Annotated in this window: 10 protein-coding genes; 8 read left to right on the top strand and 2 right to left on the bottom strand. The window is 40.6% G+C overall.

Going from position 1 to position 12249, the window contains the following annotated elements; all coding sequences use genetic code 11:
* Positions 1–197: 197 nt before the first annotated feature.
* On the bottom strand, positions 198–710 hold the full coding sequence (locus V7077_RS15810) for an acyl-CoA thioesterase (protein WP_335503627.1): 513 nt from the start codon (positions 708–710) through the stop codon (positions 198–200).
* A gap of 124 nt (positions 711–834) precedes the next feature.
* Here V7077_RS15810 and nadE point away from each other — a divergent pair, with 124 nt between their 5' ends.
* The 8 genes from nadE to V7077_RS15770 all read left to right on the top strand — a co-directional run bounded on the left by nadE (position 835) and on the right by V7077_RS15770 (position 10726).
* Positions 835–1656, top strand: a complete 822-nt coding sequence (nadE, locus tag V7077_RS15805) for an ammonia-dependent NAD(+) synthetase (protein WP_335503625.1) — start codon at positions 835–837, stop codon at positions 1654–1656.
* 190 nt (positions 1657–1846) lie between these two features.
* A complete protein-coding gene (locus V7077_RS15800; protein WP_335503622.1) occupies positions 1847–3277 on the top strand; it encodes an amino acid permease in 1431 nt (476 codons plus the stop codon).
* A gap of 133 nt (positions 3278–3410) precedes the next feature.
* Complete coding sequence (locus tag V7077_RS15795) at positions 3411–4256, top strand: amino acid ABC transporter substrate-binding protein (protein WP_420489661.1); 846 nt, start codon at positions 3411–3413, stop codon at positions 4254–4256.
* Positions 4243–4941, top strand: a complete 699-nt coding sequence (locus V7077_RS15790; RefSeq protein WP_335503618.1) for an amino acid ABC transporter permease — start codon at positions 4243–4245, stop codon at positions 4939–4941. The genes V7077_RS15795 and V7077_RS15790 overlap by 14 nt, the downstream gene beginning before the upstream one ends.
* Positions 4942–4963: 22 nt before the next feature.
* On the top strand, positions 4964–5698 hold the full coding sequence (locus V7077_RS15785) for an amino acid ABC transporter ATP-binding protein (protein WP_335503615.1): 735 nt from the start codon (positions 4964–4966) through the stop codon (positions 5696–5698).
* Between the two features lie 169 nt (positions 5699–5867).
* A complete protein-coding gene (locus tag V7077_RS15780) occupies positions 5868–6413 on the top strand; it encodes an NfeD family protein (RefSeq protein WP_335503612.1) in 546 nt (181 codons plus the stop codon).
* Between the two features lie 13 nt (positions 6414–6426).
* Positions 6427–7947, top strand: coding sequence for a flotillin family protein (locus V7077_RS15775; protein ID WP_335503609.1), 1521 nt, complete (start codon positions 6427–6429; stop codon positions 7945–7947).
* A gap of 436 nt (positions 7948–8383) precedes the next feature.
* Entirely contained in the window at positions 8384–10726 is a 2343-nt protein-coding gene (locus V7077_RS15770) for an immune inhibitor A domain-containing protein (protein WP_335503660.1), read from the top strand.
* 41 nt (positions 10727–10767) lie between these two features.
* On the opposite strand, the gene V7077_RS15765 is transcribed toward V7077_RS15770, so the two are convergent.
* A complete protein-coding gene (locus V7077_RS15765; protein WP_335503606.1) occupies positions 10768–12129 on the bottom strand; it encodes a HAMP domain-containing sensor histidine kinase in 1362 nt (453 codons plus the stop codon).
* Positions 12130–12249: the final 120 nt, after the last annotated feature.

The following is a 12249-nucleotide window of genomic DNA, read 5'->3' as shown; positions in this document are numbered from 1 at the left end:
CCCCTGAAGGAGTCGGCACCCAGAGCTACGACAGATAAGAGGGGGGCATTACCAACAAATTGCCGAGCTGAGTTCAATACCTTCCTATATTAAAGTCAATTCAAAAATAGATGGCCCGGAGATCACTCCGGGCCATTGTTTACATTACGCATTAGAAGCAACTAATCACCTAAACAAACCAGTTCCTCTCGCTTTCCCTATTCCCAAGGCTTATGCATCGTTAAAATCCTCGCCAAATCTTTACTGTTTTTTCGATGCTCTTTCCGCTTTTCTGCCCGCTCTTTCCCGGTTTCATATAGTTTTTTCTCTTCATCGGTTTCAGGGATGATTGCCGGAACCTTTGTTGGTTTTCCGTTCTCATCTAAGGCAACAAACGTTAAAAAGGCTGTAGCAGCAATTTTTCGGTCACCCGACATGAGGTTTTCTGCAATCACTTTAGCAATGATTTCAATCGAAGAGTTTCCAGTATAGGTTACAAAGGTTTCAATACAAACAGAATCCTTTGGTGTGATCGGACTTAGGAAATCAACTGAATCAATCGATGCGGTAACGCATTCTGCCCTGCAATGGCGCACAGCGGAAATGGATGCAATCATATCGATATCACTGATCAGCTTTCCACCGAAAAGGGTATTATGGTTATTTACATCATTCGGAAAAATTCGGCTTGTTCGGACTACTCTTGTCTCATTACATGTTTTGGCTTCCATACAATCCCTCCAAGTTTGTCATATATATTTTGTCCACAATCTAATTTTTCTTGTTTCTTTTTAGTGAAATTTAGGTAAATGTGGTACATTACATATATCAATTAATTGGTCAGGAGGTCAACAAATGAGTTTACAGGAACAAATAATGAAGGAATTAAATATCAATCCCAGCATTAATCCGGCAGAAGAAATCCGAAATCGAATTGATTTTTTAAAAAATTACTTATCAAAAACGAAGGCAAAGGGTTTTGTTTTAGGAATTAGCGGCGGACAGGATTCCACGTTAGCGGGACGCCTTGCCCAAATGGCTGTTGAAGAATTACGGAAGGAAGGTACAGAGGCTCTGTTTATTGCCGTCCGCCTTCCCTATGGAGTCCAGCAGGACGAGGAAGATGCTAAGCGCTCGCTAGCTTTCATTCGGGCAGATCGCGAAGAAATTTTTAATATTAAAAGTGCCGTTGATGAGGTACAGAATGAATATAATGCCAGTATTAAAGGATCACCATTAAGTGACTATCATAAAGGAAATGTGAAAGCGCGAATGAGAATGATTGCCCAATATGCGATTGGCGGCATGGAAGGTCTTCTTGTTATTGGCACCGATCACGCAGCGGAGGCCGTAACGGGATTCTATACGAAATATGGGGATGGGGGCGCAGATATCCTGCCGCTTTCCGGATTAACCAAGAGGCAGGGTAAAGAACTTCTTAAGGAGCTTGGCGCGGATGAGCGTCTGTATTTAAAGGTTCCGACTGCCGACCTGCTCGATCAAAAACCGGGACAAGCAGACGAAACGGAATTAGGAATTAGCTATGATGAACTCGATGATTATCTGGAAGGGAAGACTGTTTCCCCAGAAGTAGCAGATAAAGTCGAGAAACGGTATATCCTTACCGAACATAAACGGAGACTGCCGGCCAGCATGTTTGATGAGTGGTGGAAATAAACAAAGAGCAGAGACTGTCAAATTGGCAGTCTCTTTTTATAAATTGAAAAATAGTATAAATCCTTTATTGAGATAAAAATTCCCATTGACTAAAAGCCCCGAAAATCCTATATTTAGTAAGGTTCATTACTAATTATCGAATCTCAAAAACGTTATTTTTATATAAATAGTACATTGAGGGGGTACCACCGTGGGGAAATCAAATCAATTAGGATTTTGGGTGTTAACAGCCCTTGTCATCGGAAATATGGTTGGCTCCGGTATTTTTATGCTGCCGCGTTCTCTATCTGAGGCAGCGAGTCCAGCAGGTGTCATTTCGGCATGGCTTGTAACTGGCTTAGGGGTGTTGATGCTGGCCCTTGTTTTTGGCAGCTTGGCGATTCGTAAACCAAATCTAACGGGTGGTCCGCAAATCTATGCAAAAGAACTGTTTAAGTCTGGTTCACATGCTTCAACCTTATCAGGATTTATGACTACATGGGGTTATTGGATTGGAAACTTAGCAGGTAACGTTGCGTTGATAACCACTTTTGCCGGATATTTATCAACCTTCTTTCCAATTTTAACAAGCAATGCTGACTGGTTTACGTTGGGCAGTCTGACTATAAAAGTAGGGAATGGACTAACATTCCTAGTATGTTCTTTACTTCTTTGGGGTACTCACTTTATTATTCTACGAGGCATGGAAAGTGCGGGGAGATTAAATTTCCTTGCTACGGCAGCAAAAGTAGCAGGTTTTGTCTTCTTTATTATTGTGGGCCTATTTGCGTTTGAACAGAACAACATTCTGCCGTTTATGGCTCCGAGAATGGATGAAGCGGGACATGCACTCGGAATAATGAGCCAAATCAACGGTGCTGCAGTCAATACGTTATGGGCATTCATCGGGGTAGAGTCAGCCGTCGTATTTGCGTCCCGGGCCAAAAAACAATCAGATGTGAAAAGGGCGACCATACTTGGTTTATTTATTGCACTGGGTATCTACATTGGTATTAGCACCCTTGTCATGGGAATGCTCGATCAAAACACGCTTATTCATTCTGATAAACCGTTAATTGATGCCATTCAAACCGTTTTAGGACCCATCGGCGGAAAATTATTAGCAGGGATTGGATTAATTAGTTTGTTTGGCTCAGCGATTGGCTGGTTAATGTTAACGGCCGAAGTTCCCTATCAAGCCGCTAAACAAGGATTATTTTTGCCTGCTTTCCTAAAAGAAAACAAAAAAGGCCTGCCGGTGTTTTCAATGATTGTTTCCAATGGATTAGGGCAGCTATTTATTTTTTCAACAGTATCAAAATCGATTTCTGGAGCGTTTGATTTTGTCATCGTCATTGCGACCTTAGCCTATTTAGTTCCATACCTAATTTCATCGGTCTACCAATTGAAACTAGTGGTGACAGGGGAGACATACACAATTGGAAAGGAAAGAATCAATGACGGTATAATTGCAATCCTGGCAACTGGTTATTCGATTTGGGTCATTATTGCTGGTACAGCTGATCTTAAAACATTTATGTACGGGATGATATTACTAGCAAGCGGAATTCTCTTCTATCGACCGAACACCAAAAGAAAACAGTCAGGCGACTTGAAAATAAAAAGTGCACGATCTGCTTAACCTATCAGAATTTTTCTGATAGGTTTTTATTTTTAAGAAAAGGGTAAAATAAGCATACTTCAGATGTAGCATATTCTCTGATTTAAAATGATTAAATCAGAGAAAAATACTGAAAATTAGGGGGATTAACAACGTGAAAAAACTAATGGTATTCTTGGCATTGCTGCTAAGCTTTACGTTCATTCTATCAGCTTGCGGCAAAGATGATGAAAAGGCAAAAAAGGAGGATGTAAAAAAAGCTGTAAATACTAAAGATAATAAGACGGCAGATAATCAAGACCTTTTGAAAAAAATCCAAGACGATGGGAAAATCACGATTGGTACTGAGGGTACATATCCACCGTTCACGTTTCATGATACGAACGGTAATTTAACAGGATTTGATGTCGATTTAGCAAATGAAGTGGCCAAACGTCTCGGTGTCAAAGCGGAGTACAAAGAAACCCAATGGGATGCCATGTTTGCGGGTTTAGATGCAAAACGTTTTGATATGATTGCCAACGAGGTGGGAATTCGTCCTGACCGCCAAAAGAAATACGATTTTTCTGATCCATATATTACGTCTGCCGGTGTATTAATTGTTAATACTTCAAACACTAAGGTGAAAAAATTTGAAGATATTAAAGGATTAAACGCTGCCCAATCTCTGACAAGTAACTATGGAGATATAGCTAAGAAATATGGAGCTAATCTTGTTGGAGTAGAAGGATTCCAGCAAGCAGTTGAATTGTTGGCACAAAACCGTGTGGATGTAACGATTAACGATAAGCTTACTTATTTAGACTATAAAAAACAAAAGCCAGATGCACCAATTAAAGTTGCAGCAACAGCAAATGATGCGTCTTCAAGTGGATTTATGTTTAGAAAAAATAGTGACAAACTCGTTGATGAAGTCAATAAAGCGTTAAAAGAGATCGTTGACGACGGTACTTATAAAAAAATCTCTGAGAAATGGTTTGGTGAAGATGTACTTAAATAGTATTTTTGCTGATCCGGAAAGAACAGCAAGGTTAATTGACATTGCAAAAAGTTCCCTCCAGCCGCTACTGGAGGGGGCTGTTTTTTATACGATTCCGTTAACGCTTATTACCTTTGTTTGTGGGATGATTTTGGCTATTCTGACCGCTTTAGCCCGAATTTCAGAGGTGAAAATATTTCAAATCATCGCTCGAGTGTATGTTTCAGCGATTCGTGGTACACCATTACTTGTGCAATTATTTATCATTTTTTACGGACTGCCTAATCTCGGAATCACATTGGATCCTTATATTTCGGCGGTCATTGGTTTTTCTCTTAGTGTGGGTGCTTATTCATCTGAAATTATCAGAGCGGCTATTTTATCAACGCCAAAAGGGCAGTGGGAGGCTGGCTATTCAATTGGCATGACCTATTCGCAGGTCCTTAGAAGAATTATCTTGCCACAGGCAGCCAGGGTCTCGGTTCCTCCTTTATCCAATTCATTTATTAGTCTTGTTAAGGATACCTCGCTTGCTTCCTTGGTATTAGTGACCGAGATGTTTCGCCGCGGACAAGAGATTGCTTCCACGAACTACGAATTTTTACTGGTATACTCAGAAGTAGCACTCATTTATTGGGTTATCTGCTTTTTCCTTTCCATCCTTCAAGGGTACTTGGAAAAAAGACTGGGCCGCTATGGGGCTTAACTAGGAAAAAGGGAGTTTTATGATGATAAAAATTAATGGTTTATATAAACAATTTGACCAGTTGCAAGTGTTAAAAGGGATTAATTTAGAAGTAGAAAAGGGAAAAGTTGTTGTGGTAATTGGACCATCCGGCTCCGGGAAAACAACCTTGCTCCGCTGTTTAAACGTGTTGGAGACACCAACCAAAGGGATCATTTCAATTTCTGGCCAAAGCTTAGATTTTTCAAAGCCGGTAGCGAAGAAGGACATTGCTTCTTTTCGCCGATTAACCGGTATGGTATTTCAAAGTTATAATTTATTCCCACATAAAACAGCCCTTGAAAACGTCATGGAGGGGCCAATTGTTGTAAAAGGGGAAAATAAAGAGACGGCCCGGAAAAAAGCGCAAACTCTGCTTGAAAAAGTTGGTCTAGCTGATAAGCAGGACTATTATCCGGCACAGCTTTCAGGCGGTCAACAGCAGCGTGTCGGTATTGCCAGGGCGCTCGCGATGGAGCCAGAGGTTATGTTATTTGATGAACCAACCTCTGCACTCGACCCGGAATTGGTCGGTGAAGTGTTGAAGGTGATGAAGGATCTTGCAGCAGAGGGGATGACGATGATTGTTGTGACCCATGAAATGCGCTTTGCCCGTGATGCGGCAGATGAAGTGATTTTTATGGACGGAGGTGTTGTCGTCGAACGCAATAAACCAGAGAAAATTTTTACGAATCCAAAAGAAGAACGAACGAAGAAGTTTCTGAATATGATTCAATAAGGTGCTGTAGCTCAAATAGCTATGGCACTTTTTATTACTCATTGGGAAAATTTAGTTAAAATTTGTGAAACTTTTCCTATTCTTCAACGTAATACTTTATAATTAGGGTATGGATTGGAAGGATTTCTTACTCCTTCCAGTATTAAAATTATCATAAGGAGGGACAGCCTTGGAACCTTTTAGCATTCCTTTAGAAACGATCTATTTATATGCCTTAATAATCTCAGGTATCATCACCATTATTTATGTATTGTTCGCTGATGTCTTTCATTTTCATGGAGCAGGGGAAGGGCTGGAGTTTCTTAATCCGGTATTAATTTTTGCTTTTGTAACGATTATGTCTGCGAGCGGATACTTATTTGAAAAGCTATCATCTATCCATTATTTACTTATACTGGGGATTTCCATCGTGATTGGATTTATTCTGGTCACTCTTTTACATGTATTTGTGCTTGTACCAGTATCCAATGCGGAGGAATCGCTTGTTTACAAAGAATCGGATTTGCAAGGAAGGGTTGGTACGGTGATTACCTCAATCCCCGCTGATGGGTTTGGCGAGGTGATCATTGAAAGTACGAGCGGCCGAATTGCTAAACCAGCAAAAAGTTTTGATGCGGATTCCATTCCAAATGGTACAAGGGTGCTTGTCGTTCAGGTGAAAAACGGTGTACTTGAAGTGACCGTTTATCAACATTTAGAGAATTTTACTTTATAGGGAGGTTAAGAAAATGGGATTTGGATTTATTTGGATTGTTATCGGGGTTGTTGTACTCATCCTGCTCGCATTAATTGGCGTTTTTATTACAAAGTATAAAACGGCGGGACCAGACGAAGCCTTAATTGTAACTGGAAGCTTTCTAGGAAACAGAAATGTCCACGTGGATGAATCGGGGAATAGAATCAAAATTATTCGTGGCGGCGGTAGTTTTATTTTACCTGTCTTCCAGCAGGCAAAACCATTAAGTTTACTATCTAGTAAACTTGAAGTAACCACTCCAGAGGTGTACACCGAACAGGGTGTACCCGTCATGGCAGATGGAGTGGCGATTATTAAAATCGGCGGTTCGATTAGTGAAATAGCTACCGCTGCTGAGCAATTCCTGGGAAAACCGAAGGAAGACCGGGAAAATGAAGCGAGAGAAGTGCTTGAGGGACATTTGCGCTCCATCCTCGGTTCGATGACGGTAGAAGAGATTTATAAAAACCGAGATAAATTCTCCCAAGAGGTCCAACGGGTTGCCTCTCAGGATTTAGCAAAAATGGGGTTAGTCATTGTATCCTTTACGATTAAAGATGTTCGTGATAAGAACGGTTACCTTGAGTCATTAGGGAAACCACGAATTGCACAAGTAAAACGTGATGCCGATATTGCAACTGCCGAGGCTGAAAAAGAAACGCGTATTAAAAAGGCAGAAGCGGCTAAGGAGGCAAAACGGAATGAATTAGAGCGAGCTACGGAAATTGCTGAAGCAGAAAAAATCAATCAGCTTAAGATTGCGGAATTCCGCCGAGAGCAGGATATTGCCAAAGCCCGTGCTGACCAAGCCTATGATCTAGAAAGTGCAAGGTCGAAGCAGGATGTTACAGAACAAGAGATGCAAATCAAAATCATCGAAAGACAAAAGCAAATTGAGCTTGAGGAGAAAGAGATCCTCCGCCGTGAACGCCAATATGACTCTGAAGTGAAGAAAAAGGCGGACGCCGACCGGTATTCTGTAGAGCAATCTGCAGCGGCAAATAAAGCAAAGGAAATGGCGGAAGCGGAAGCGAATAAATATAGGATTGAAGCAATGGCAAAGGCGGAAGCAGAACGAATCCGACTCGATGGTCTGGCAAAAGCGGAAGCACAAAAGGCACAGGGTTCCACCGAGGCAGAAATTATCCGCCTTAAAGGTCTTGCGGAAGCGGAGGCAAAGGAAAAAATTGCTGAAGCCTTCGAACAGTTTGGTCAGGCTGCTATCTTGGATATGATTATCAAGATGCTTCCTGAATATGCAAAACAAGTGGCTGCACCACTTTCCAACATTGATAAAATTACTGTAGTGGATACAGGCGGTGGTTCTGGGTCAAATGGCGGTGCCAATAAAATTACTAGTTATGCCACCAACTTAATGGCTACATTGCAAGAGTCCTTGAAGGCATCGAGTGGTATTGATGTGAAGGAACTAATTGAGAACTATTCCGGAAAGTCGAATGTAAGAAAGAGCATTGAGGAATTAACGGACGAGATTAAACAAAAAGCTGAATAATCTTAAAGAATCTGAACCTTATCAAACTTGATAAGGTTTTTTTGCATATGAACTTATAAGCCTGTATCTTTTGGAGTATTTTTTTCTCGAAATATGATTAGTCCAAATTACTTAAATTTCGAAATTCGAAATTTTAATTTTTAATAGTATTAATAGGATAGAGGCGATAAATTAGTCCAAAAGGGTTATCGTCCGGTATTTTACTGGATTTAAATGCCTATATTTATTTTAGTATTTTCCTTGTTTGGTATAAAATACCTAATACTATATAGTAAATTATCACTATATTCCTATTATTTACAATATTTATACTAGTCTGATAAAATGATAGAGCACTGTTCTTCTAGTGGAACATTGCACTATATAAAATGGGGGGAATAAACAGGTGAAGAAAAAAAATACCTTAAAGGTCTTATCCAGTCTTGCGGCTAGTACCATGGTAGCTACGACCATGTTCGCAGGCGCATTTGCTGGAAGCACGGTCGCACCTAAACCGGCATCCGCAGCAACAACCATCTCATCGGCTCCAATCGACTTGAATGTGGTTGATATCGATCGTCTTGGTAAAGCGCTGCAAAAAAGAGGACTAGTTGCGAAAAATGCAACACCTGAGGAAATTACAAAAGCAGCGAAGGCCTACATAGAGAAAAAACAAGGCCAAAAACCAGGTAAAGCAGACAAAGCGCAAACAAAGGAACAGCAGGAAATAGACAAAAAGGCAAAAGATTTCCTTACAAAACAAAAGGACAAGCTGACAAAGCAGCTCAACAAGGGCCACGAAAACTTTAAAAAGGGCAAGCCAACTGGGGCAGTAAAAGTAGACTCTGCCAAGCAGGCTGCTTATAACGGCGATGTTCGAAAAGATGAAGTACTCGTTCTTTTAGTTGAGTATGCTGACTTTAAGCATAACAATGTCGAGCAAGAACCTGGCTATATGTATGCAAACGACTTCAGTAAAGAACATTATCAAAAAATGTTATTTGGTGATCAAGATTTTACCCTTTTCAATGGTGACAAAATAAAAACATTTAAACAATATTATGAAGAGCAATCTGGCGGAAGCTATACCGTGGATGGAACGGTTTCCAATTGGCTGACGGTTCCGGGAAATGCCGCTGATTACGGCAGTGATAACCCAGCAGGCGGCAACGATAACATGCCTGGCTCAAAAGGACCGCGCGGACTTATTAAAGACTCCTTAAATGCTGCGGTTGCATCTGGAATTAACTTATCAGACTTTGATAACTTAGATATCTATGACCTTGATGGTGACGGAAACATTAACGAGCCAGACGGCTTGGTTGACCACTTAATGGTTATTCATGCTGGTGTTGGTCAAGAAGCAGGCGGCGGAGCTTTGGGGGATGATGCGATCTGGTCACACCGTTGGACATTAAATGGTGTTTATCCAGTTGCCAACACAACAGCTTCAGTTAATTACTGGGGCGGGAAAATGGCTGCCTATGACTATACGGTTGAACCAGAAGATGGAGCAGTCGGCGTATTTGCCCACGAATATGGCCATGACTTAGGAGCTCCGGATGAGTATGATACACAATATACGGGTAATGGTGATTCTGTTGCACAGTGGTCCATCATGAGCGGCGGCAGCTGGAGCGGTCATATTGCTGGGACACAGCCACCAAGTTTTTCACCACAAGTGAAAGAATTCTATCAAAAAACAATTGGCGGCAACTGGGCTAATATTACTGAAGTAAACTATGATGAAGTTGATCAAAATGGGCTTGCTACAATAATTGACCAGAGTGTTACCAAATCTAAAAACCCTGGTATTGTGAAGGTAAACCTTCCTGACAAGAAAGTTCCTGGTATTGCTCCAGAGTTTGGTCAAAAATACTATTACAGTACAAAAGGCGATGACCTTCATACAGTAATGGAAACTCCAGTGTTTGATTTAACAGGGGCAACATCAGCTAAATTTGATTACAAACAGTGGTATGAGGTTGAAACTGACTACGACTACCTATATGTAAAAGCAGTAACGGGAGATGGAACGAGCGTAACACTTGATACAATTGGTAATGATTATACTACAGATAGTTATGAAACTTCCCAAGGTAAGTGGGAAGACAAATCGCTTGATTTGACACAATTTGCTGGACAAAAAGTTAAACTTGTTTTTGAATATGTAACAGACGGCGGACTTGCTCCAAATGGTTTTGCAATCGATAACCTTCAATTAACAGTGGATAGCAATGTTGTATTCTCTGATGATGCAGAAGGTACACCTAAAGTAACTCTAAATGGTTTTGAAGTATCTGACGGCTGGATTAAAAAGCCACATTATTATTACCTGGAGTGGAGAAACTACGCTGGTTCCGATACAGCTCTTCAATACTCTCGTGATGCAAAATATAATACTGGTTTAGTAGTTTGGTATGCTGATGATACATTCACAGATAATTGGGGCGGCAAACACCCAGGCGAAGGTTTCCTAAGTGTAGTGGACTCTCATCCTGAAGCACTTATTTTTAACCTAAAGGGTAAAGACTCAATCAGCCAAACAACCCGCTACCAAGTTGCAGACGCTGCGTTCTCATTAGACCCATCACCTGCATGGAGTGTTAATTCTCCAACCCGTGGAATCTATGATTACAAAGGCCTTCCAGGCGTAACTGAGTTTGATTCAACTAAGGATTACATCAATACCGTAATCCCTGACGCTGGAGTGAAAGTTCCACATCAGTACCCAATCAAGTTCCAAGTCATCGGCGAAGCAAAAGACAACACTGCTGGTGCGGTTTGGATTCACAAATAAGAAATAGAAGAGACATCGGAATTTCCCGATGTCTCTTTTGCTTATAAAATTATCTTAAAAGTTGTTCCAGCACTTGGGCTGCTAGCTGCCTCAATTGTCCCTCCGTGTGCCTCGACTAACTGCTTAACAATTGAAAGCCCAAGACCAGAACCACCCAATGCACGGGTTCTTGATTTATCAACCCGGTAAAAGCGCTCAAATATTCGCGGTAAATCTTCCTTGGGAATCCCTTTCCCTTCATCTTGAACTTGAATATGAATTTTCCCATCAACTTGGCAAATGGAAACAATTATTTTGGTGTCAGGCTCAGAATATTTCCTGGCATTATCGAGGAGGTTTAGAATGACTTGTTCAAACCGGATCGGGTCAATATGTGCATAAAGATGTTCAGAACAATTGAGCTCAATTCTCATCTTATTCTCTTTTAAAGCAGGAGCTACTTTCTCAATTATGGATTGAAAATAGGGCAGCAAATGAACCTTTTCTTTTTCAATTGAAAATGTGTTTTCATCCATTTTTGCTAGATTAAATAATTCCTTAACTAGCTTTGAAAGTTTAACTGACTCTTCATGAATAATTTCTAAATAGTTATCCTTATCCTCTTTAGTCGTATCATTCCGGCGGGCAATATCGGCATAACCTTTAATGTATGTCAGTGGAGTTCTCAATTCATGAGAGATACTGGCTAAAAATTCATTTCGCTCATTTTTTAAAATTTCTAAGTCCTTCGCTAACACTTTGATTGATTCACCAAGGTCGCCGATTTCATCCTTCCCAAGTTTAGGAAGCGAAACGGAGAGGTCACCTTTACTAATTCGTTTCGTTGCCTCACTCATCTGAATAAGCGGGTGGGTTACAAATCTGGTTAGAAAGATAATCATCATCATCATAAAAAGAAGCGTAAGGAGACTGGCAAGAAGAAAATGCTTATTTAATTCGGAAATTAAATCCCTAATCTTTTGTGTAGTCTGAAACATATAGACATATCCGGCAACTTTCTTGTCGATCATCACCGGACTAACAGCAGCAATGGTAGCTGCAGTTTTCCATTCTTCCTCTAAGATTAATCCTTCATGGGGAACACGTTTAGGGGTAGACTTTATCGTTTTTTTCATTTCATCTGTCACCTTATTGGATGACATATAAATAGATCCATCTGGCTTCGTTAACACGACTTGTGTATCGGTCCGCGCTTCCATCATGGCAATGTGCCTGACCGTATCTTCGTGAAACGATGCCTCTAGTACATCGCGGTGATTATTCCCCCTTGTCTGAAGTGCGGATAATTCTTCATGTACACGGGAGTGGATTATATTATTGTGTAAAAAAAACATCGAAATTCCTTCTAACAGACAAATAGCTAGAAAGAAAAGCAGACTAATTTTAAATGATATTTTATTCATGTCAGCACCTCACACCTAAGAATACTACATGTCAGGCCGTGAGATAGCATCCTTTTGTTGCAATTTTATAAATTAAGGCTGTGTTAAAGGGTATTGTCGAGTTTTAGCATGTTGATTGGA

It is taken from the genome of Neobacillus vireti, assembly GCF_036962465.1.
Lineage (GTDB): Bacteria > Bacillota > Bacilli > Bacillales > Cytobacillaceae > Neobacillus > Neobacillus vireti_B.
The sequence above is the reverse complement of the archived record's forward strand: the minus strand, read 5'-3'. Positions and strand labels throughout refer to the sequence as shown.